Genomic DNA, 23169 nt, shown 5'->3' on the forward strand with positions numbered 1-23169 from the left:
CTTATAGTCTAACTCCAACAACAAACTCCATTGCTTCTGCGAGAAAAACATGTGTTTTGATGGATAATCCAGTGTATATTTTTTTAGTAAAATAATATTTCATTCCAACTCTATCATAAATAGGAATATCCGATTTATAAGGTTGGTAAACATAATAACCGAGTTGTGCTTCAAGCGAAATTCTGTTTATAAACAATTCATATCCCACAAAAACACCAACTCTTTTATAGTCTGTATCAACCGTTACATTTTCTCGCGGATAGGCAATTGCCATAAATTTGATATATTCTTTATAGGATTGTGTTAAAAAAAGCTCCGTTCCTAATTGAAATGCACTTTTTCTACTGATTCTTTTATCAATATAAAAAGCAGGGTGATAAAAGGGTTTTTGTCCGCTTCCTACAATTGAGCTTTCACTAATGCCTGTTCTTAAAACAAAATTGTACTTAATTGGCTCTGTGATTTTTACTTTTGGCAAAGTATCTGCTTGTCTTTCGAGAGGCTCTTCAAAATTATAAGTAACTCCTATGTTTACACCATACGAATTGACACCGCTGTTTGGAGCTTTTATTCTTCCGTTAGAGAAATGAGTTAATAAAAATCCTGCTTGAAAATCAAAATTATCTATTAATCGAGTAGTATAATGCAGAGCAAAATTCGTGTTTGCTACAATCTTTGAGCCAAAAGCTGCATTTTTACTATTGGTTTCTTTATCGTGCGGATCAGTTGTATAGGCTACTCCTTGAGCGATTTTAAACTGAACTTTTCGATTTAAAATGTAGAAATTATAATGGGCCCCAACGCCATATACTTTTCCTAAAATATCATTTTTAAAATCTTGATAAATAAAATAACCACCATAATCCGGATAATTAAATGCTCTTTCCCACGCTTGATGACCATATGTTTTTTTATATAAACTTATTAAAACACCATCCGGATGACCTTGCAGAAAATGTTGCAAATCGTCCGTATGAGGTAAAACATTTCCTCTAAAGTAGTGAACATCTAAAGCGGTAGTTTCAGTTTTTTCCTGAGCAGAGAGAACTGTTGTAAAAAGCAGTACTAAAATATAAAGTTTCCTCATTCTAAATGTTATTCCGGCAAATATAAAAGAATATAATTAGTAAGAAAACTTTATGAAACAATTGATTTTAAAATATTTCTTTTGCAATTGCTTTGATGTTTTCAGCTTTTCCCATGGAATAATAATGTAAAACCGGAATTCCAGCCGCAACCAATTCCTTACTTTGAGCCGTGCACCATTCGATTCCGATTTGTTTTACCTCATCGTTATCTTTTGCTTTTACGACCGCCATAATTAAATCGTCCGGCAATTCAATACTAAAGCGATGTGGAATTAAATTCAATTGTTTCTTAGTAGCAATTGGCTTTAATCCCGGAATAATTGGTACGGTAATTCCGGCTGCTCTGCATTTTTTTACAAAATCAAAGAATTTTTGATTATCAAAAAACATTTGGGTGATAATGTAGTCTGCTCCGTTTTTAATTTTTTGTTTTAAAAAATGAATATCGCTATCTAAACTTGGTGCTTCCATATGTTTTTCAGGATAACCCGACACACCTATACAAAAATTGGTACACGATGAATTTTGTAAATCTTCATCCAAATAAATGCCTTTATTCAAATTGTGTATTTGTGTAACCAATTCAGTGGCATATTCATTTCCTTCTTTTTCGGGTCTGAAATAAATTTCGTTTTTCAACGCATCACCACGAAGAGCTACGACATTATCAATACCTAAAAAATCCAAATCGATTAGTAAATTCTCAGTATCTTCTTTGGTAAAACCACCGCACAAAATGTGAGGAATGGCATCAACCTCATATTTATTTTGAATTCCTGCACAAATTCCCACCGTTCCCGGACGTTTTTTTACAATTTTTTTCTGTAATAAACCGCTCGGCAATTCCTTGAATTCGTATTCTTCCCGATGATATGTTACATCAATAAACGGAGGATTGAATTCCATCAACGGATCAATTGAATCAAAAATGGATTGAATATTTTGTCCTTTTAATGGTGGCAAAATTTCAAAGGAAAATAAAGGTTTGCCTTGGGCGTTTTCGATATGTTGGGTTACTTTCATTTTTGGTTATCTGTTGTCGGTTGTCGGTTGTCGGTTAACTGATAACGGACAACAGACAACGGTTTTTAATCTGCTATATTCGGCGAAAGCCATTTCATCGCCATTTCCAAACTGACGTTTCTTCGTTTTGCGTAATCTTCTACTTGGTCTTTTTTGATTTTTCCTAATCCGAAATATTTACTTTCCGGATGGGCAAAATAATATCCTGAAACCGATGCAGCAGGCCACATCGCCATACTTTCGGTCAGTTTTACACCTATTTTTTCTTCTACCTTTACTAATTTCCAAATCGTTGGTTTTTCCAAATGATCCGGACAGGCAGGATAACCCGGAGCAGGACGAATCCCGGTGTAATTTTCTTTGATTAAATCCTCATTCGATAATTTTTCATCGGAATCATAACCCCAGAACTCTTTACGTACTTTTAGGTGTAAATATTCTGCAAAAGCTTCTGCTAATCGGTCACCTAACGCTTTTACCAAAATGGAATTATAATCGTCTAATTGTTTTTCAAATTCTAATGCTTTTTCATCTACACCAAATCCTGTTGTAACACAAAAACAACCGATGTAATCTTGAATTCCGGAATCTTTTGGAGCGATGAAATCAGCTAGAGCAATGTTTGGTGCTCCGGCAGTTTTTTGGGATTGTTGTCTTAAGGTCAAAAACGTTGTCGGTTGTCCGTTGTCGGTTGACGGGAAAACTGCTATGTCATCGTCGTTTATTGAACTAGCCGGAAAAATTCCGAGAATTCCTTTGGCAGTTAACCATTTTTCATTGACGATTTGTTCCAACATTTTTTGTGCATCTTCAAATAAATCAGAAGCTTGTTGTCCCACAATTTCATCAGTTAAAATAGCTGGATATTTTCCGAATAATTCCCACGATTGAAAAAAAGGTGTCCAATCAATGAAATCAACTAATTCATATAATTCAACTTCAACAGTTTTTGTTCCGATAAAATTGGGTTTTGCAGGCTGATAATTTTTCCAATCGAGCTGTAATTTATTTTTTCGAGCTTCTTCGATTGATAGAAAATTCTTTTCTCTGCTCCTATTTAAATAACCTTCCCGAAGCTGATCATAATCAGCACGAACGGTTTTGGCGTAAGCTGATTTAGTATCGGGTTGTAACAAATTGGTTGCCACAGTAACAGCTCGCGATGCATCATTTACGTGAACAACGGTTTCTTTGTATTCGGGTGCAATTTTGACTGCTGTGTGAGCACGAGAAGTTGTTGCACCACCAATCATAATCGGAATTTTGATATTTAATTTATCCATTTCTTTCGCCAAATAAACCATTTCATCTAATGATGGAGTGATTAATCCGCTTAAACCGATAATATCAACGTTTTCACGGATGGCCGTTTCAATGATTTTTTCCGGTGGAACCATGACACCTAAATCGATGATTTCAAAATTATTGCAAGCTAAAACTACCGCAACAATATTCTTCCCAATGTCGTGAACATCGCCTTTGACGGTTGCCATCAATATCTTACCAGCCCCCCCCGCCCCCGAAGGGGGAGCTACCAAGTTTGCGGATATTCGTTCAATAACTTTTTCAATTTCAAACAACACTTCTTCATTTTTAAATCTAATAACTCTATATCCTTCAGAAAGCAACCATTTTGTTCTTTCAACATCACTTACTTGGTTTTCTGGCAACTGATGAATACTTCCATCAACTTCGATAATCAAATTTGATTTCAAACAAATAAAATCAGCAATATAATTTCCTATAATATGTTGTCTTCTAAATTTGTGCCCATCTATTCCTTTATTGGACAAAACATACCAAAGGATTTTTTCAGCCTCCGTCGGTTTATTTCTCATTTCTCGTGCAAACTGTTTTAACAATCCATAATTATAAGGATTTGCTGTTGCCCAATATTGTGACGTTTTTACTCCCCCTTTGGGGGTTGGGGGGCTAATAAAAGGAAGTAAATAAGCTACCGCTTTTTTCATTACTCGAGCCGATTTAACCACTTGTGGCAAAAACATTTTTCCGCTTCCGAATAAATCGCCAACGACATTCATTCCTGCCATTAAATTGATTTCAATGACTTCGATAGCTTTAGAAGCATTTAGTCTGGCTTCTTCAACATCAATTTCAATGAATTCATCGATTCCTTTGACTAATGAATGGGTTAATCGTTCTTGAACAGAGCCATTTCGCCACTCTTGAATCGCTTTTTCATTGACTTTGAAATCTCCTTTATATGTTTCGGCTAATTCTAAAAGCCGTTCAGTAGCATCCTCTCGCCTATTCAAAAGAACATCTTCAACGTGTTTTAATAAAACGGGATCAATTTCATCATAAATTTCGAGCATTTCCGGATTCACAATTCCCATTGTCATTCCGTTTTGAATGGCGTGATAAAGGAAAGCGGAATGCATGGCTTCACGCACTTTATCGTTTCCACGGAAAGAAAAAGAAACGTTACTCACACCACCGGAAATATTGGCAAACGGCAAATTTTCACGAATCCATTTTGTAGCTCTGAAAAAATCCAACGCGTTTAATTTATGTTCGTCCATTCCGGTTGCAACTGGAAAAATATTTGGGTCGAAAATGATGTCTTCGGCTGGGAAACCCACTTTTTCTACAAGAATATCATAGCTTCTTTTACATATTTCGATGCGTCTCTCGTAATTATCAGCTTGACCATTTTCATCAAAAGCCATTACGATAACCGCCGCACCGTATCGCTTGATTAATTTGGCGTGATGGATGAACGTTTCTTCTCCTTCTTTTAACGAAATGGAATTGACAACTCCTTTTCCTTGAATGACTTTTAATCCGGCTTCGATGATTTCCCATTTGGAACTGTCAATCATAACGGGAACTCGAGCAATATCAGGTTCGGCAGCGATTAAATTTAGGAATTTGGTCATGGCATGCACCCCATCCAACATTCCTTCGTCCATGTTGACATCGATAATTTGGGCACCACCTTCTACTTGAGTACGAGCAATATCGAGAGCTTCTTCGTACTTTTCTTCTTTGATTAAACGAAGAAATTTTCGTGAACCGGTGACGTTTGTTCGTTCGCCGACGTTTACAAAAATTGACTCTTCATTGACAAAAAGCGGTTCTAATCCTGATAATTGTAAATTTATTTTGTTCGTTCTTGACATATCTTTATGTAACTACAGATTTCAGAAATTGAATCCATTTAATTTGCTAAATAATATTTAACATTCACTAATTGTATAGATTGAATAAGTCCTAACTCAAGAGAAGATTCTTTGTCATAGGAAAAGATACAACTCGAGTTTGGATTTATTTGACCACAAATCGAGCTTGCCCCATTCAAAAAGCCAGAAGAAGAAACTGTACCATCAACATCTAAAGTTATGTATGCAAAACCATTTATAACAAAATTATTTAGATTATTTAGTTTGATTTCAAATTTTAGTCGGTTTGTATTATTCCCGGTATTTTGTATGAATTCAAAGTTTACTACTTCATATGAAAAGTTTTCAACAGGTAATTGTTCTTGAATTGGGGGTATTTCGTAATCACAAGGAACTATTTCACTGGTTTCCGGAATAAAAGAACTTCCGGATGGGGTAACAATGGTTCTGCTAGGAATGACGATGGTTTTAGTGCAGTCGTCCGTTGAAGAGCAACCAAAAAAGATTGAACTAATTATTAACGCCAATAATTTTAAATACTTTTTCATTTTTATATGTTTACGATGCGGATGCTTTATTGAATAAATATGTACCTTCAAACTTTCTTTGTTTGAATTCAGATGCAATTTCTGCAATGGCTTTAATGTGCTCTGGAGTTGTCCCACAACAACCACCAATAATATTTACCAAATTTTCTTGTAAATATTCACGGATTAACCCCTGCATTTCTTGCGGTGTTTGGTCATAATGTCCAAAAGCATTAGGTAATCCTGCATTGGGATGAGCGGAAATATTGAGTTGTGTATTCATCGCCAAACGCTTTAGATAAGGTTTCAATTGGTCTGCTCCTAATGCACAATTGAATCCGATGCTTAGTAATGGAATATGTGCAATGGAAATGAGAAAAGCTTCAACGGTTTGACCGGAAAGTGTTCGGCCGGAAGCATCGGTGATGGTTCCAGATACCATCACCGGAATATCGAGCTTTCGTTCTTCTTTGACTTCTTCGATGGCAAAAAGAGCGGCTTTGGCGTTGAGTGTGTCGAAAATGGTTTCTACTAATAAAACATCGCTACCACCATCAATCAAAGCTTCTACTTGTTGTTTATAGGCGATCCGTAAATCGTCGAACGTAACGGCACGAAATCCGGGATCGTTTACGTCGGGACTCATCGATGCGGTTCGGTTGGTTGGACCGATAGAACCAGCGACAAAACGAGGTTTATCGGTGAATTCGTCGGCAACTTCACGGGCGATTTTGGCGGATTGGTAATTGAGTTCATATACCAAATCTTCCAGATGATAATCGGCCATTCCGATGGTGGTTCCGGAAAAAGTATTGGTTTCTACGATATCTGCTCCGGCTTCAAAATAAGCTCGATGAACAGCCTTTACAGCTTCGGGCTGAGTGATGGAAAGTAAGTCGTTGTTTCCTTTGAGCGGATATGGAAAATCTTTGAAACGGTCACCGCGAAAATCTTCTTCGGAGAAGTTGTATCGTTGCAGCATCGTTCCCATGGCTCCGTCGAGGACGAGGATTCTTTCTTGTAGGGCTTTTATTAGCCCCCTAGCCCCCGAAGGGGGAACTCCAATATTGTGGTTTGATTGCGTTGACATATTTTTTATTTCTCTGAAATTATCAAAATGTTCATTCTGGCACCGACACCTAGCCCCGATTGTAGCGGAAATTTTTTGATGCAGATGGCTATTTTTTCTTGCTTTAAAAAAGCGACCAAAGGAAGCTCTTTTTGAAGCGTAGAAAAAAAGCCGGATGCGGCAAAAAATTGCAGCGGAAAGCGGGATTAGCTTCTAACTAAAAAAATTATCAGGAAAATAGAGGAAATAAACGCGTTATCTGTTCCTTTATTGAGTTGTTGAAACAAAACTGAAACGAGTTCAGTACAAAGTTCAGCATAAAGAATAGAATGTAGCACCTTCTACAGTTGCAGGGTTGCTAAGCTTTCGACGGGTCTAGTCCCTCCGGCTTTCGTGATAACAATCAGTATGTGTATGAACGGGGCAAATATAAAGACTAATTTGATATTTTAGAATATTTTTCTGTTTTTTATTTGAATTTGTTTTAAAACAGAAAAATACGCTATAAATACCAAAATATGTAGAAAAATTACTAGCCGAAATCAATTAAAAACAGATTCTTTTAATTTGATTTTTTCGGCAATTTTGAGAATATCGTTTAAAACGCCTCGGGCTGTGACTTGTTTTCCGGCTCCGGCACCTTGAATGACGATGGGGATTTCGCCAAAGGATTGGGTGTAAATTTCAATCAAATTATCGGCACCTTTAAGTTGTCCTAGGGCTGAATTTTTGGGTGTGGATATGAGTTTGACTTCGAGTTTTTGGTTGATTACATCGAGTTCGCCAACGTAACGAAGTACGTGCATTTCAGCTTGGGTGATTTTAGCAATATCATAAGGTTTATCGAGTAATTGTTTGCTGGAAGCGTATTCGGATTTGGTATTTTCTTCGTTTAAATCGGGTAATAAAAGAGATGAAATTTGTACATCTGAAAATTCTTTTTGAATTCCAATTTCTCTGGCTAAAATGAGCAATTTTCGAGCGACATCGTTTCCGGAAAGATCCTCTCTAGAATCGGGTTCAGTGTAGCCTGATTTTTCGGCGTCTTTTAAAATGGATGAAAAAGTATTGTTTTCGTTGCCAAATCGGTTGAAAATATAACTTAATGAACCGGAAAAAACACCTCTGATTTTGGTGATTTTTTCACCGGAAAGGTGTAATTCATTTATGGTTTGAACGACAGGTAAGCCGGCTCCGACATTGGTTTCATATAAAAAAGACTGGTCGAATTTTTGAAGGTTTCGACGTAATTCTTTGTAAAAATCGAAATGTAACGTATTCGCTTTTTTATTTGCGGCGACGATGCTGAATCCGTTTTGAATGAGCGGAATGTAAAACTTAATTAACTCTTCGCTGGCAGTGGCATCGACGGCGATGAGATTTTCGAGGTTATTGGTTTGAACATAGTTCACAATATCTTCGATGGAATAAGGAAAAGCAGTTGATTGAAAATTGCTTTCCCATTGGTTTTTGACGCCGTCTTTTTCGAAAAAAGCGACAGTTGAATTGGTGATGATGGGAAAACGTAAATCGATATTTCTTTTTTCGAGGAAAAATTGCTGACTTTCTAAAACTTGATTGATGAGCGTGCTTCCTACGTTTCCGATTCCGAAGAGGATAACATTTATTCTAAGCGTTGACATATTTTTGCGTGTTTTGAGTGTTGAAAATGGGTGATAAAAAAGTGGCTAATTGGTTGAATTCGATTAAAAAAGCATCGTGCCCGTGAATGGATTGAATTTCGTGATAGAAAACATTTTCTTTTATTTTTTTTAGGTTTTGATAGGTTTCTCGATTTTCTTCGGCAATGAAAAAGTAATCGGTATCGACCGAAACAATGTGGATAGTGGCTTGAATTTGGCTTGCCACGGAAAGAAAATCTTTTCTGTTTTTGGCAATATCGTTCGTTTTTAGCAGATGATTCATCAATTTATAGGCTGATAAACGAAAGCGGTTTTTTAGTTTTGAACCGTGATTGCACAACCAATTTTCGACTTCAAATCCAAAAGAATTTGAATTTCGTTGAAAACGCTGATTGATAGATTGTGGTGTTCGATACAACAACATCGCGTGCAAACGAGCATCGGCAATGGGATCATCGGAATTGTTAAGAATTTGGTCTTGAATGAGTACGTTAGCAATCACCCAATCAGTCGCTTTCCAATCAGTTGCAATTGGAATTAGGTTTTTAATTTTGGTTGGGTGTTGAGCCGCCATTTCCCAAGCAATTGCTCCACCTAAACTTCCGCCTATGACAGTGTAAAGTTCATCGATATTGAGATGAAATAATCCTTCCCAAAAAATTCTTGCCACATCACGAATGGTAAAATCTTTATAATCTGAAATGAGATTTCCAAAGACATTATCATATCCGTTTCCGGGAATATTAAAAGCGATGATAGTGAAATCATTGGTATTTATGGTTTTATTTTCACCGATTAAATCGTTCCACCAACCGTTTTCGCCTGTGATGGTTGAATTTCCGGTTAAGGCGTGATTCACCAAAACTACCGGAGCAGTACCGATGGGTTGACCAAATATCTCGAAATAAAGTGGAATATAGGGTCTGACTTTTAAAATTTCTAGATTGAAATTAAATAAGTCGATTTTTTTTAAGTTTTTCATGGTTGTCTTTTTCTAGCTTTTTCTTTTTAAAAAACTGTCTTTTTTCAAACGTGGAAAAAAGACAGTTTAAAACAAACAAAACTTATACAAACTTTTTTGAATCAATTTTTTGAAAAACCGCTTTTAAATCGGCTTTTAAATCTTCGATGTCTTCTAAACCGACAGAAAGACGAATTAGATCTTTGGTTACGCCCGTTGCTTCTTGCTCAACAGCAGACAATTGCTGGTGTGTGGTGCTAGCCGGATGAATAATGAGAGATTTAGTATCCCCGATATTGGCTAAAAGCGAGAACAATTTGGTTTCATCGGCTACTTTTTTGGCTGCTTCAAATCCGTCTTTGAGTCCGAATGTGACGATTCCGCTTTTTCCTTCCGGTAAATATTCATCGGCTAACGCTTTGTATTTTGACGTTTCCAAACCGGGATAATTTACCCAAGCTACTTGTTCTTGACTTTGCAACCATTTGGCTAAAGCCAATGCATTTTCGCTATGTTTTTTAATTCGGATTTCTAAGGTTTCCAATCCTTGAATGGTTTGAAAAGCATTGAAAGGACTTAAAGCAGCACCAAAATCGCGTAAACCTTCGATGCGAACTTTAGCAATAAACGAAGCAGCTCCTAAAACTTCGTAGTATTTTAATCCGTGATAACCGGCTGAAGGTTCTGTAAATTCCGGGAATTTTCCGTTACTCCAATCAAAATTTCCGGCATCGATGATTACTCCGCCCAATGATGTTCCGTTTCCGGTGATGTATTTGGTTAACGAATGAATTACGATGTCTGCTCCGAATTGAATTGGATTTAATAAATAGGGAGTTGCCACTGTGTTATCAACAATAAAAGGCACTTTGAACGCTTTTGCTTCTTTGGAAATGGCTTTTAAATCGAGTACATCCAATTTAGGATTTCCGAGGCTTTCAACAAAATAAGCTCTGGTATTTTCTTTAGAAGCTTTAGTGAAATTTTCCGGATTGGATGGATCTACAAATGTGGTGTTGATGCCTAATCTTGGTAACGTTACATTCAACAAATTGTAGGTTCCGCCATACAAACTATTGGAGGCAACGATGTGATCACCTGCTTTTAGTAATGTTAAAAATGTGGTGGCGATAGCGGCAGTTCCTGAGGCAGTTACTACGGCTCCAATTCCACCTTCGAGCGTTGCTAGGCGTTGTTCTAGGATGTCGTTGGTTGGGTTGTTTAAACGGGTGTAAATAAAACCGGCTTCGGCTAAACCAAAAAGATTAGCGGCGTGTTGCGAGTTATTGAATACATACGAAGTGGTTTGATAAATTGGGACAGCTCTTGTTCCACCGTTTTTGGTTACGTCGTGTCCTGCGTGTAATGCGTTTGTGGAGAATTTTTGTGTGCTCATGATTTTGGATTATTAGATTGTTGGATTATTTGATTTTGGGATTTTGGGATTTTGGGATTTTGGGATTTTGGGACTCTGAAACAAGTTCAGAGTAAAAAAAAAGTCCTTTTGGATGGCTTACCAAAAGGACTTAACAAAACAAGTGTATAACCAGATTATGTCTTTCGCTTTTGGCAATGAGAATTCATCATGCAACAACAGATGTGCATCATCATACGGTTCATTTTTATGTTTTTTATAGTGTTCATTTTTAAAAAGTTGCTGAGATTCTGAGTTGCTGAGTTGCTGAGTTTAAGTTTTGGCTATAAAAAAACCTCTGTTATTGGCAGAGGTTTGATTGTATACATTTTATAAATTAAAATTATGCAATAGGTTTCCTCTGCGGAGATTTCCACATCATACGACAACACATAGAGCCAATTCTAAATTTCATTGTTTTGGTATTTGATTTGGCAAATGTAGTAACATTTTCTAGATAAAAAAATATTTTAGATTAATTTTCTAAATTTTATTACTAAAACGCACTATAATAGATTTTAAATCTATTATATTTAGATTGTTGTGAAAAATAAATTAAAAAAAATCCGGAACTAAGTCCGGATTAAATTTGATTCTTATTGTGAATTAATTTTTGATGATTTTTGAAGTACCTACTCCTTGATCTGTATTTACTGTTAAGAAATAAATTCCAGCGGTTAAATCTGATACATTTATCTCTGCTGTTGAGGATAAAGCCACATTAATTGTATTGATTACTCTACCATTAATATCAGTAACTTGCACTGAATTGATTAGTAAATCACCTGCATTTACATTTACAACATCAGTTGCAGGGTTTGGATAAATTGAAAAATTAGCGGTTGCAAATTCGTTACCAAAATTTAACAGACTGTCTGTCGCTGAAGCTCTAACTAAAAAGTTATCAAAATCAGCGGATGAAGCCACAGTGTTTAATGCTCCTGCAACTCCTAAGAAATCTACTTCACCTGGATTGATTCCTGCAGTTACCATCGGGAAATTTGCGTTACCTGTGAAAAATGTATCTAACCCTAAACTAGATTTCCATTTTACTTCCGCAGTAGTTTTATTAAAGCTGAAACCTAATCTCACCCATGTGTCTTGAGGAAGTGTTAAAGGGGCTGCTGCTGAAGCTCCCAATCCAATGGAATAAGTTCCAGTATTTGCAACTGTTCCTTGAGACCAATGCAAAAATCCTCGTACGACATTAGAAAAGGGCGCACCTGATACAACCAAGTTTTTAGCAATTCCAATACCTGCCAAAACTTTTGCTGTTGGTGTTTCATCACTATAGATGTAAACTCTAAATTCGTTGTTACTTGTGGTAGCTCCACCAGTAAAATAATCAAATTCAACTTCTATAATTTCGTTCCCAACAGTTCTTTCTGCCCATGCAGATACCAATCCGTCTTTCCACATAAAACGGGTTCCCGCGGCAGTAGCCGAACCTGTTAATCGAAAATCATTATCAGAAGCGTCACCAGCAACAAATTGATAATTTTCATTATCAGTGTTATCTGAGCCAGTTGCACTAATAAATGTAAGCCATCCTCCTTGACCCTCTAACGTTCCGTCAGTTATTGTACCGACATTCCCAACATTGTACGAATCAAAATTATCTGATTGTAAAACTTGGGCATTTACGCCAAGTGACGTTCCAAAAAGAACTAAAGTAGAAAGTAATAGTTTTTTCATAATTAATGTTTTTAAATTTAGATTCAAAAATAATACAAAATAAGATATAAAATCAAAAACTTAACAAAAATAATAAAGTCCGAAAATTTCGGACTTTATTTTAAACAAATGTTGTTTTTATTTACTGCTTAACAATCTTAGTAGTACCAACACCTAATTCTGATTTTACAGAGACAAAATACATCCCTGAAGTTAAATCGGAAATGTTTAATTCAGCTTGTGTAAGGCCATTTAAATTAAATGATTTAACTGTTCTACCGTTTAAATCTGTTACTACAACATTTTCAATTAACGTTGTAGAAGTAGCAAGGTTAATGACGTCTTTTGCTGGGTTTGGATAGATTTTAAAGTTATTCGCGAAGAAATCATTACTTGACAAAGGAACTGTAGCAGTTAAAGTGATATTGTCTAAAAACATTACATACTGGTCATTCCCATCATTTTGAAAAGCAAATCTAATAGATGTTCCTGCTAAATTGTTACTTAGTGCTTGAGTACGATAGTTCCCTGTATTCAACTCGTTGTTCACATCAATTAAAAGCGTTGTGAAATTAGCTACTTGAGATCCGCCTGTTGGTGATAGATGTACTCTGTAATCTTCAAGAAAGGCAGTAGCACCTAAGCTTGTGGCGGCCCAATTTAAACTTATATTTGTAGCTCCCTCTGGAATAGTAATTAAAGGTGATACAAGCCAATCATTCGCTATTCCAACCGGAGTATACCAAGAATTACTCGCTATAATGTTTCCCTCCATTCCTGTAGCCGCCGCCGGATAAGCTTCAAAAAGAGAATTTGCTCCTTGAATTTGCTCAAATGATAGGACTGTCCAAGCATCTTGGATTAAAAAAGATAATGCTTCACCATCTATTCCGCCGGGCCCAACGGGCGTTCTGTTGTCAATATTGTATAAAATCCATTCATTGATTCCTGGTCCATTCCCGTCCCAATCCTCGGCAAAAATTGTTGTTTGTGCATTTATATTTAACGATAAAGCAACAATGATAAAAAGTAATAGTTTTTTCATAATTTATGTTTTAAGATTAACAATCAAATATAAAACAAAAAAAGGTTGAACAAAAATTTTTAATTTGAAAGTTAAATGAAAATTCATTTTAGATAGAAAAAGTAATCTTTTTAGTTCATCATTTTATGCTTTTACCCACAAATTAAAATTAAAGTACAAATAACACATTGGACAACATATTATAAAATCATTGTATTTTTTTTAAATCAACCATTTTAATAAAAAATACTGGAAATTGACTTATGCTAAAATTTTAAACCGTAAATAATCAATATAATTTTTATTTTAATAAAAACCTCCATACCTTTGCAAACAATAATTAGAGGAAAAATTTGTACTGATTGCAACCTCTATTCGAACTTGAATCTTTATTCTACAAGATTCTGAAACAAGTTCAGAATAAAAAAAATGCTAAAGCAGAATTCTTCTTTAGTTATTTTCCTGCACTATACTTTTTTCCGCTTCTTAGCTATTATTAATCCTGAAAATTTTCAGTTAAAATTAAATTATATTTATGGCTTATTTATTTACGTCTGAGTCAGTTAGCGAAGGACATCCAGACAAAGTAGCAGATCAAATTAGTGATGCTCTAATCGACAATTTTTTGGCTTTTGACCCAGAATCAAAAGTAGCTTGTGAAACGCTGGTAACAACTGGGCAAGTAATTTTGGCTGGCGAAGTAAAATCAAATACGTATTTAGACGTGCAAACCATTGCCAGAGATGTTATCAAGAAAATTGGTTACACCAAAAGCGAATATATGTTTGAAGCCAACTCGTGTGGCGTTTTATCTGCCATTCACGAACAATCGGCCGATATTAATCAAGGCGTCGACAGAGCAAGCAAAGAAGAACAAGGTGCCGGTGACCAAGGAATGATGTTTGGTTATGCCACCAATGAAACTTCCGAATATATGCCGTTAGCATTAAAATTATCGCATCAATTGTTACAAGATTTAGCAGATCTACGAAGAGAAAACGATGAAATTACCTATTTGCGTCCTGATGCAAAATCGCAAGTTACTTTGGAATATTCTGATGACAACAAACCGGTTCGAATTGATGCGATTGTAGTTTCAACCCAACACGATGATTTTGCAGACGAACCGACGATGTTGGCCAAAATCAAAAAAGACATTATCGAAATTTTAATTCCGAGAGTTATTGCAAAAAATCCTCAATATGCTCATTTATTTAATAACGATATCAAGTACCACATTAATCCAACCGGAAAATTTGTAATTGGTGGACCTCACGGAGATACTGGTTTAACGGGAAGAAAAATCATTGTAGATACCTACGGCGGAAAAGGAGCTCATGGTGGTGGTGCTTTTTCCGGAAAAGATCCATCAAAAGTGGACAGAAGTGCCGCGTATGCAACGCGTCACATTGCTAAAAATTTAGTGGCAGCCGGTGTTGCCGATGAAATTTTAGTGCAGGTTTCATATGCCATTGGTGTGGCTCAGCCTACATCAATCAACGTGAATACGTATGGCACTGCAAAAGTAAATTTGAAAGACGGTGAAATCAGTAAAATTGTGGAAAGTATTTTTGATATGCGTCCGTATTTTATTGAGCAACGTTTAAAATTGAGAAATCCTATATATAGCGAAACCGCTGCTTATGGCCATATGGGAAGAACTCCAGAAACGGTAACCAAAACATTTAATGCTCCGGGAGGATTGTCAAAAACTGTTGAAGTAGAATTGTTTACTTGGGAAAAATTAGATTTTGTCGATCAAGTTAAAACTGCTTTTAAACTATAATATCTACACTAAAAAAAAAGGGCTTCAATTATTATCTTGAAGCCTTTTTTACATAACATTATTTATAAATTGTATTGTAGCGAGAAAATCAAATATCTTGGCTGAACAAAATATTGCGAAGAACTAAAACTTACGACATTAAAACTATCGTTATTTATGGATTTTGTGTTCAATAAGTTTGTTCCACTAACTCTATACTCCAATTTGGAATCTTTCTTTCTATAATTAATACTTGCCGTTAACAAATCAAAGGTGTTATTGGTATTTCCATCTCTAGATCTAAAATCATTGTACGTATACGTTGACGTCAAAGCCAACCCTTCAACAATTCTATAATCTAAGGTAATTGAAGGACTATGCGTTGTAAAAACCGCACCGGGATTATCTCTTATAATCAATGCATAAGCCGCTTCTAAATTCGGAAGCTTTTGGAATTGTGTTCCAAAACTTACACGATATAATTGATTCCAATTCTCTATATTTCTTGAAAAATCTGCATCTGCATTGGTTGGATCAGATGGATTTACAAACAACTGATTGTTTTTTGACCATGTAACATTAGTGCTTGCACTTGCTTTATAATACTTTTTAAAAGAACGTTGGTATGAAAAAGTTCCACTAACAACTTCATTTGAAAAATCGCCATTTACTCGTTCACTAATTTGGCTAATTCCATTAAAAAACGAACGATTTACTACTGGATCTGTTGTTCTCGTGTAATTTAATCTCGCAAAAATAGTGGTGTAATTAAATAAATTATATTTTGAATAATTTAAATTATGACTTTGTTGTAACGCATTATCAATAAAGCGATTTCCTGCACTTAATGCGTTAAAGTTATTCAAAGTAAACCCTTCTACCAATGTATTTACATCGTTAAAAAAGTTACTCATTCGGTAATTATAGGTCAACGACTCTGACTTCTTGATTTGCCATTGTGCAAACATATCAGGTAAAACTCTAAAGAAATCATCACGAACTCTGCTGTTCAACTGGTCATTGTAGATGTTGAATTGGTGAAAATTAACTCCAGGATTGAAAGTGAAATTATTACCTAAAATAAATTTATAATGCACTCCCAGATACGCATCATTGAAAGCATACTTTACATCGTTATCAAAAATAAAATCTTCATTGTCTGGCAATTGAAACAAAGTCCCATCATCTAATAACTGAAAGATTGAAGAATTATAAGTTTGATAGGAATTGGTGTTTCCTAAGGTTACATTTAAAATGCTTTTGTTGTTGATTGAAAAATAATAATCAACTTTTGCATCTACTTTATTTGTTTTTACAAAACGTTCTTGCTGAATATCGTAACGACTTTGTCCTGATTGAAATCCGATTCCGGGAAAAGGATCTTGTAATAAACTGGGATTATAAAACGGATCTTCGTCTTGGTATAAATGTTGAACTTCCAAAACGAAAGTGTTCTTTTTATCTTTCGTCCAAAACATATTCAAGCTTTGCTCAAAAGCAATTGGATCTTGTTCTTTAAAAGAAACAATATTATTTATTCGATCTATGTTTCCGCCACTTGTAAAAATAGTAGATTGAGTATTGACCAAATTATCTTCTGATTGATTAGAGCGTCTAATCGTTGCATCATAATCTAATTGGAAATCTGCACTTTTTTTGTATTTTGAACCCAGTTTAAAAACGGCCAAATTGTTTCTCAAATTAGAAACATCCGTCCTGTCTTCAACCGTTTGCAATTCTGATGAATTGGGCTGGAAAATACCAAAATTAGAGTTTGTATTGGTAAGCGTTTTATTGGATGAAATTACTCCGAATCCGCTAAAATTCCATTTTTTTGTTATTTCTTGCGTAAAGTTTATCGCACCAAATTTATTATCAATTTCTAGAGCTCTATCATTTTGAGTGGTTGAAATACCTAAATTATTACTTGAAATACCAACGTTGGTTCCGCTTCTAGAGATGGTGTTTCTTGCAGCACCAGTTAAACGATAGAAATCGCGAATCGAAAAAGGAACTTCGCCAATATTATTAAAATTAGCAATAACATTAACCGTGGTTTTTGGACTGTAATAAAAGATTTTAGGATTAAGTACATATCGTTCATCGGGACCACCACCAACTAGAATGTCTCCAAACCAAAATTTATTTTTACCTTTCTTTAGTTTTATATTGATTGCAATATTTTCTTCATTGTTTTCTAAGCCTTTTAATTGACTAACTTCGTTGAAATTTCGCAATACCTGCACTTTATCAACCGCATCTGACGGAATGTTTTTGGAACCAATTTTTGTATCACCTTCAAAGAATTTTTTTCCTTCAACTAGCAATTGGCTTACTTTTCTTCCCTCCACTTCAATTTCACCATCTTCATTTACTTGAACGCCTGGTAATTTTTTCAGAATGTCCTCCAGTTTTTGTTCTGTTCCGGTTTTAAAAGAATCTGCGTTGTAAATAATGGTATCGCCGCTAATGGAAACCGGCATTTCCTGGACAATTTCTACGCCTTCTAACTCAAAGCCACCTTCTTTAAGTATCAGGTTTTTTTGAATGGTTTCAGTTTTTGTTTCCAAATCAGCATCCAATGTTTGAAAACCAATGTAGCTGACTTTGATTTTATAGGTAGAATTTGGATTTAAGCTCAATTGATAACGGCCTTTGTCGTTGGTAATTGCGTATCCATCCATGGCTTTGGTAACTTGATTGATTGCCATTACATTGGCCATTTCAAGGGGTCTTTGCAAGGTGTCCTTTACAAAACCTTCAACCCTAACATTTTGAGCTTGGCAAATATAAATTCCGAAAAGAAGAAAAAAGTAAATTTTAGACATGAATATTTTTGATAAAAATTTTAAATAAAATGCATTGATTGATTAACCCCCCATTCTAAAACCGCCTCTTCCGCCGCGACCTTGATTCATTTCTCGCATTTCATTCATCTTATCTGTCACAATTTTATCATATTCCGCTTGGGTTACAGGTTTCCCTTTCTTAGGAGCTTTTATTTCTTTCTTGTCTTTGGTATTCATCACAATTTTGGAACAAAGAATTACTGTTTTCCCATCAGTAACTTCTAGGATTAACCCTGGAAGTCCCCAATAATTTTCGGGTCCTTGATTAATCGGAATATCAGGTGTATACCAAGCGGTAACAGTTATTTCTTTTGGCATTTCCCAACCATCCATAAAATTGGTTGTTTTGGACTCTTCTTTCTTTTCTTCCTTTTTCTCAGTGACGGCATTTTCTGATTTTTCTTCTTTTTTATCATCCGCTTTTCTTCTGAAATTTCTAAAATCAGATTGACTTACCGGTCGTACAGCGGTGGCTTTAAAACACAAATAATTACCAATTTGCTTCGTCTCGCCCTCTAATTTCCAATTTAATTTAGGCAATGAATCAACGATTAAAAATTCTTTTCCAAAAACCTCTTTATCAACTGTATACACTTTTTCTTTTACGTTTTTGTAATGAGTTCCGCCACCACCCATCATATTTGACATAAATCGCATTCCGCCACCACTTTGACCGGGGGCTTCTATTTTTTCTTCTTCTTTATAGATGGAAGCACTTTTATCAAAACTTAAAATGAATGTTTTTTCAAACATGCTTTTCATTCGTTCTTCAATCGTCTTTTGCATTTCCGGCGTAATTTCTCTATTTCCTGCAAAAGTTGACCGAGCGTCCGCAGAGCTGGTTTTTGATTCATAAACGGCCATGCCCTGAAAATCTTGTGCCAAAGCACTAACAACCGCCGCAAAAAAAGTAAGTAATGTAACTACAATAGTTTTCATCTCCAAAAAGTTTAATGTTGATAGAACAAATATGACGAGTTAATTGGGTTATTGTTACCAACATTTTGTTAAAAATTAAGGAATTCTTACAAAATAATTATCATTATAATTGTACTTTAGCCAAGATGAAAAAAATAATTATTTCTTTTTGGATGTTTTTTCTTTCGGTTGGGCTTGCTCAAGAAAAGAAGATTACACCAATTTTACTTTCAAACCAGCAGCTTGTGGCAGATGAATTTATCAATATGGATTCATTTGGCTACTGCTATTATATCAAAGGCAATGTTTTTTATAAACAAAAAGACGCAGAGTTATTTCAATATAAAAATCTTTCATTAGGAAAAATAAAGCGAGTGGATTTACAAAATCCTTTAAAAATAGTACTTTTTTATGAAGGTTTTAATTCGGTCATCACCTTAGACAATCAGTTGAATGAAACCTCATCGATAAACTTTTCCAAAAACAAAAACAACCCGATTGTAACTTCGGCGGTAGGTTTAGCCTCTCAAAATCGCCTATGGGTTTTTAATTCATTGCCAATGCAATTGGGATTATATGATTTTACAAAGCAGGTTTTCCAACCGCTATCTCAACCTTTCCAGGACCCAATTGAATACTATCAAACCGATTACAATCAATTTTATTGGGTAGATTCAAACAGAACTGTTTCGTTTTGTGATGTGTTTGGGAAAATTTCCACTTTAGGGAAGATTCCTGAATTTGATTCAGCTCAAATTATTTCTACAGATGTCGTGATTTATCAAAGTGGGAATCAATTGTATTGTCATTCTTTTAAAGAGAATAAAAGTTCACCAATTAATTTAGATGAAAAAATCGTCGAAAAATTTCGGATTAAAGACCAATTTTTGATTATTTTTACCAACAACGAAATTAGTACTTATCAAATAAGTTTACCATAATGCACATAGCAGTAGCAGGCAACATTGGAGCCGGAAAAACCACTTTAACTCGATTATTAGCCAAACATTTTAAATGGGAACCACATTTTGAGGATGTGGTAGACAACCCATACTTGGACGATTTCTATCATCAGATGGAACGATGGTCGTTTAATTTACAAATTTACTTTTTAAACAGTCGGTTCAGACAGGTCTTGCAAATTCGTGAAAGCGGAAAGAAAATTATTCAGGATAGAACGATTTATGAAGATTCACATATTTTTGCTCCTAACCTGCATGCCATGGGTTTGATGACTAATCGTGATTTTAACAACTATAAATCGTTGTTTGAATTAATGGAAAGTATGGTGCAATCGCCGGATTTATTGATTTACTTGAGAAGTTCTATTCCGAATTTAGTGAGCCAGATTCACAAAAGAGGTCGTGAGTATGAAAACACAATTTCAATTGATTATTTAAGTCGTTTGAACGAACGCTACGAAGCTTGGATTCAAAGTTATGACAAAGGAAAATTATTGATTATTGACGTTGACAACATTAATTTCGTAGATAATCCGGAAGATTTAGGGATGATTATCAATCGAATTGATGCTGAAATAAATGGATTGTTTTAGACATAAAATAACAGAATTTGCCTCAATTTAGTTGAGGCTTTTTTATTTTATTGTATCAAACAACGATTTCACTTTTATTTTTTTTGCCGCTTTTGATAATTTAATAATTCGCTTTTCATTTGGCAACAAATCAAAATAATTATCTTCAAAAAACACCTCGTTTTCCGATGACAAAAAAACATTTTTTGCTAATATATCAGTAGCTATTTCAATGGTAAAGTCATCAATGTGTTGAATTTCAATGTTTGGTTTTGATAATTTCAAATCTTTTGGTTTTGCAAAAAAATAATTTGATTTTATATCATTCCATTTCAATTTTAATACAATATTGTTCCAATCGAATTTTTCAAAATCAGCTTTTGCAATTTCATAGATCACACTACTTGAATTTTCATCTACACCAATTTTTTTGGAAGTTTCCCAAAGCGATTCTCCATTAAATGAAAGTAATTCCAATTCCAATTTTCCTGCTTTTTTTTCAAAAATATCATTCACTAAATACACTTTGTATTGTTCGTTTTCTTCTTGAACAGCAAGCAACAAATTTTCATAACTTCGCTTTGCTTGATAATGAAACGCTTTCCAATTTCCATAAAAATCCATTGAACTCCATGATGTTACGGGCCAACAATCGTTCAACTGCCAGTACAATGTTCCCATGCAATACGGCTTGGCTCTTCGGTGGGCTTCAATGGCAATCTGCATTCCCCGGGCTTGCAACAATTGAGAGACATAGGTATAATCTTCAATGTTTTTTGGAACTCTATAATCGCGTTCCATGTATTCGTTGACGGTTTCAAATCCTATCGGATGTTTTTGATGGTTTTTAAAAGCCTCGGATGTAAAATTTAGGTCTTCATCAGAAATCACTTTTTTCAACGTTTCTAAATTTGGCATCCCTTGAAAACCATATTCGCTTACAAATCTTCCTACTTTTTGATTGTAGATTTCAAATGGTTCCTTTCCCCACCAAACGCCCCAATAATGTACATCGCCTTGTGTTAAACTTTCTTTTCGACCCCAACCTAATGAAGGTGATGATGGCCAATATCGGTTTTCCGTTTTTGATAACAAACTATCTAACGTTTTTGGAATTAAATCGTGAAAGACTTTCTGATAATCGTTCCAAACTTTGGTAGAATCCGATTTTGAATAATTAAATTGTTTTTGCCATCCCCAATTGTGCCAACCTTCTTCATTTTCATTATTGCCACACCATAAAGCGATACTTGGATGATTTCGCAAACGGATGACGTTGTCAATCACTTCTTGCTTCACATTTTCAACAAATTGCTCGTCGCCGGGATACATTGCACAGGCAAACATAAAATCTTGCCAAACTAAAATACCGTTTGAATCACAAGCATCGTAAAAAGCGTCATCAGCATAAACACCTCCACCCCAAACCCGCAACATATTCATATTAGCATTTTTAGCCTCTTTCACCATCGAACGATAAACGGAATCTGTAACTCTTGGTAAAAAACTATCGGGAGGAATGACATTCGCTCCTTTCATAAATAAGGGTTTTCCGTTTAATCTAAAATAGAAACTTTTACCTTTTTGATCATTTTCCTGAACCAATTCGATAGTTCGCAAACCAATTTTTAATTCTTTTTCATCAAGTATAGCTCCATTTTGTTCCAATGAGAATCTAAAAATATATTGATGTGGAACTCCCAAACCATTACACCACCATAAAATTGGATTTGGAATTTCAATTGGAATTTTTACAGTATTTTGTCCTTTTTTTAGTTGAAATGGAAATGGTTTCTCTCCTAATCTAATTTGATATTTACCTGATTTTTCTGTTGTGATGGTGAAAACACAATTCAATTTTGCAATTTCAGAATTTAGTAATTTTTGTTCATACAGAATGTTTTCAATCTTAGCTTTATTCCAGCATTTTAAGTGTACTTCCTTCCAAATTCCGGCTGTTACAAAACGTGGACCCCAATCCCATCCAAATTGATATTGTGCTTTTCGAACAAAAACACGTTCTTTTTCGGGTAACGTATACGCTAATTTTTTGGCCTCTTCTTTTCCTTTTTGGACTGCTGAATGAAAGCTTATTTTTAAATGATTAGTTCCTATTTTCAAATTTGATTTGGCTGAAACTATCCATTTTCGAAACATATTATTGGCTTCAATAACAACATTTCCGTTTAAAAAAACGGTTGCATACGTATCTAAACCTTCAAACTCTAAATCGATATTTTGATTTTTAAATTCCGATTCAGAAAGTGCAAAATACGTTTCGTATTCCCAATTTTCATTTTCAATCCATTGCAGTTCTTTTTCATTTGCTCCAAAAAAAGGATCGGGAATTAATTGGTTTTGAAACAGATCAGTATGAACGGTTCCGGGAATCGTTGCCTTGTGTTTTTTCACCTCGTTCTGTTGGTGGAATGTCCAGTTTTCAGATGACAAATTGCGATAGGAGGTTTGTCCAAAAAAGTAAAAACAATTTAGGAACAAGAGAAAGACAAAGAATTTTTTAATCCTATAAGGCATGT

General features: G+C 35.0%; 16 protein-coding genes. 3 read left to right on the forward strand and 13 right to left on the reverse strand.

Annotated features, from left to right (window positions below):
- Window position 1: 1 nt before the first annotated feature.
- The 10 genes from B0I10_RS01760 to B0I10_RS01805 all read right to left on the reverse strand — a co-directional run bounded on the left by B0I10_RS01760 (window position 2) and on the right by B0I10_RS01805 (window position 13587).
- Window positions 2-1087 carry an acyloxyacyl hydrolase gene (locus B0I10_RS01760; RefSeq protein ID WP_112084782.1) on the reverse strand — a complete coding sequence of 362 codons (1086 nt, stop codon included), beginning with the start codon at window positions 1085-1087 and terminating at the stop codon, window positions 2-4.
- Window positions 1088-1154: 67 nt separating this feature from the next.
- Window positions 1155-2111 (reverse strand): methylenetetrahydrofolate reductase [NAD(P)H], encoded by a 957-nt coding sequence (metF, locus tag B0I10_RS01765; protein WP_112084783.1) that lies wholly within the window; start codon window positions 2109-2111, stop codon window positions 1155-1157.
- A 65-nt stretch (window positions 2112-2176) separates the two neighbouring features.
- The gene (locus tag B0I10_RS01770; protein WP_112084784.1) at window positions 2177-5254 is read right to left on the reverse strand and encodes a vitamin B12 dependent-methionine synthase activation domain-containing protein; all 3078 of its coding nucleotides are present in this window, start codon (window positions 5252-5254) and stop codon (window positions 2177-2179) included.
- Between the two features lie 38 nt (window positions 5255-5292).
- A complete protein-coding gene (locus tag B0I10_RS01775; protein WP_112084785.1) occupies window positions 5293-5802 on the reverse strand; it encodes a hypothetical protein in 510 nt (169 codons plus the stop codon).
- 10 nt (window positions 5803-5812) lie between these two features.
- Complete coding sequence (locus B0I10_RS01780) at window positions 5813-6871, reverse strand: homocysteine S-methyltransferase family protein (RefSeq protein WP_112084786.1); 1059 nt, start codon at window positions 6869-6871, stop codon at window positions 5813-5815.
- Window positions 6872-7392: 521 nt separating this feature from the next.
- Entirely contained in the window at window positions 7393-8493 is a 1101-nt protein-coding gene (locus B0I10_RS01785; RefSeq protein ID WP_112084787.1) for a homoserine dehydrogenase family protein, read from the reverse strand.
- On the reverse strand, window positions 8480-9475 hold the full coding sequence (locus B0I10_RS01790; protein ID WP_112084788.1) for an alpha/beta fold hydrolase: 996 nt from the start codon (window positions 9473-9475) through the stop codon (window positions 8480-8482). Before B0I10_RS01790 ends, B0I10_RS01785 begins: the two co-directional genes overlap by 14 nt.
- Before the next feature lie 82 nt (window positions 9476-9557).
- Window positions 9558-10850 (reverse strand): O-acetylhomoserine aminocarboxypropyltransferase/cysteine synthase family protein, encoded by a 1293-nt coding sequence (locus tag B0I10_RS01795; RefSeq protein ID WP_112084789.1) that lies wholly within the window; start codon window positions 10848-10850, stop codon window positions 9558-9560.
- A gap of 624 nt (window positions 10851-11474) precedes the next feature.
- On the reverse strand, window positions 11475-12563 hold the full coding sequence (locus B0I10_RS01800; RefSeq protein ID WP_112084790.1) for a T9SS type A sorting domain-containing protein: 1089 nt from the start codon (window positions 12561-12563) through the stop codon (window positions 11475-11477).
- 121 nt (window positions 12564-12684) lie between these two features.
- Window positions 12685-13587, reverse strand: coding sequence for a T9SS-dependent choice-of-anchor J family protein (locus B0I10_RS01805; protein ID WP_112084791.1), 903 nt, complete (start codon window positions 13585-13587; stop codon window positions 12685-12687).
- A 514-nt stretch (window positions 13588-14101) separates the two neighbouring features.
- Here B0I10_RS01805 and metK point away from each other — a divergent pair.
- Window positions 14102-15352, forward strand: a complete 1251-nt coding sequence (gene metK, locus B0I10_RS01810) for a methionine adenosyltransferase (RefSeq protein WP_112084792.1) — start codon at window positions 14102-14104, stop codon at window positions 15350-15352.
- Window positions 15353-15414: 62 nt separating this feature from the next.
- Here the strand turns inward: metK and B0I10_RS01815 are convergent, their stop codons facing one another.
- Window positions 15415-18159 (reverse strand): TonB-dependent receptor, encoded by a 2745-nt coding sequence (locus B0I10_RS01815; RefSeq protein WP_112084793.1) that lies wholly within the window; start codon window positions 18157-18159, stop codon window positions 15415-15417.
- Window positions 18160-18201: 42 nt separating this feature from the next.
- Window positions 18202-19119 (reverse strand): GLPGLI family protein, encoded by a 918-nt coding sequence (locus tag B0I10_RS01820; RefSeq protein ID WP_112084794.1) that lies wholly within the window; start codon window positions 19117-19119, stop codon window positions 18202-18204.
- Between the two features lie 125 nt (window positions 19120-19244).
- Between B0I10_RS01820 and B0I10_RS01825 the strand changes: the two genes are divergently transcribed.
- Together B0I10_RS01825 and B0I10_RS01830 are read left to right on the forward strand one after the other, a co-directional pair.
- A complete protein-coding gene (locus tag B0I10_RS01825; protein ID WP_112084795.1) occupies window positions 19245-20039 on the forward strand; it encodes a hypothetical protein in 795 nt (264 codons plus the stop codon).
- Window positions 20039-20653 carry a deoxynucleoside kinase gene (locus tag B0I10_RS01830; RefSeq protein ID WP_112084796.1) on the forward strand — a complete coding sequence of 205 codons (615 nt, stop codon included), beginning with the start codon at window positions 20039-20041 and terminating at the stop codon, window positions 20651-20653. The genes B0I10_RS01825 and B0I10_RS01830 overlap by 1 nt, the downstream gene beginning before the upstream one ends.
- 42 nt (window positions 20654-20695) lie before the next feature.
- On the opposite strand, the gene B0I10_RS01835 is transcribed toward B0I10_RS01830, so the two are convergent.
- Window positions 20696-23167, reverse strand: a complete 2472-nt coding sequence (locus B0I10_RS01835) for a beta-mannosidase (protein WP_181456871.1) — start codon at window positions 23165-23167, stop codon at window positions 20696-20698.
- Window positions 23168-23169 lie beyond the last annotated feature (2 nt).

The sequence above is a fragment of the Flavobacterium lacus genome, assembly GCF_003268815.1.
Taxonomy (GTDB): domain Bacteria; phylum Bacteroidota; class Bacteroidia; order Flavobacteriales; family Flavobacteriaceae; genus Flavobacterium; species Flavobacterium lacus.

Bases quoted from the DNA above. Each gene is read 5' to 3' on its own strand.
- B0I10_RS01760 (WP_112084782.1), bottom strand. From the start codon at position 1,087: ATGAGGAAACTTTATATTTTAGTACTGCTTTTTACAACAGTTCTCTCT.
- B0I10_RS01780 (WP_112084786.1), bottom strand. From the start codon at position 6,871: ATGTCAACGCAATCAAACCACAATATTGGAGTTCCCCCTTCGGGGGCT.
- metF (WP_112084783.1), bottom strand. From the start codon at position 2,111: ATGAAAGTAACCCAACATATCGAAAACGCCCAAGGCAAACCTTTATTT.
- B0I10_RS01830 (WP_112084796.1), top strand. From the start codon at position 20,039: ATGCACATAGCAGTAGCAGGCAACATTGGAGCCGGAAAAACCACTTTA.
- B0I10_RS01805 (WP_112084791.1), bottom strand. From the start codon at position 13,587: ATGAAAAAACTATTACTTTTTATCATTGTTGCTTTATCGTTAAATATA.
- metK (WP_112084792.1), top strand. From the start codon at position 14,102: ATGGCTTATTTATTTACGTCTGAGTCAGTTAGCGAAGGACATCCAGAC.
- B0I10_RS01835 (WP_181456871.1), bottom strand. From the start codon at position 23,167: ATGCCTTATAGGATTAAAAAATTCTTTGTCTTTCTCTTGTTCCTAAAT.
- B0I10_RS01820 (WP_112084794.1), bottom strand. From the start codon at position 19,119: ATGAAAACTATTGTAGTTACATTACTTACTTTTTTTGCGGCGGTTGTT.
- B0I10_RS01795 (WP_112084789.1), bottom strand. From the start codon at position 10,850: ATGAGCACACAAAAATTCTCCACAAACGCATTACACGCAGGACACGAC.
- B0I10_RS01775 (WP_112084785.1), bottom strand. From the start codon at position 5,802: ATGAAAAAGTATTTAAAATTATTGGCGTTAATAATTAGTTCAATCTTT.
- B0I10_RS01790 (WP_112084788.1), bottom strand. From the start codon at position 9,475: ATGAAAAACTTAAAAAAAATCGACTTATTTAATTTCAATCTAGAAATT.
- B0I10_RS01815 (WP_112084793.1), bottom strand. From the start codon at position 18,159: ATGTCTAAAATTTACTTTTTTCTTCTTTTCGGAATTTATATTTGCCAA.
- B0I10_RS01770 (WP_112084784.1), bottom strand. From the start codon at position 5,254: ATGTCAAGAACGAACAAAATAAATTTACAATTATCAGGATTAGAACCG.
- B0I10_RS01800 (WP_112084790.1), bottom strand. From the start codon at position 12,563: ATGAAAAAACTATTACTTTCTACTTTAGTTCTTTTTGGAACGTCACTT.
- B0I10_RS01825 (WP_112084795.1), top strand. From the start codon at position 19,245: ATGAAAAAAATAATTATTTCTTTTTGGATGTTTTTTCTTTCGGTTGGG.
- B0I10_RS01785 (WP_112084787.1), bottom strand. From the start codon at position 8,493: ATGTCAACGCTTAGAATAAATGTTATCCTCTTCGGAATCGGAAACGTA.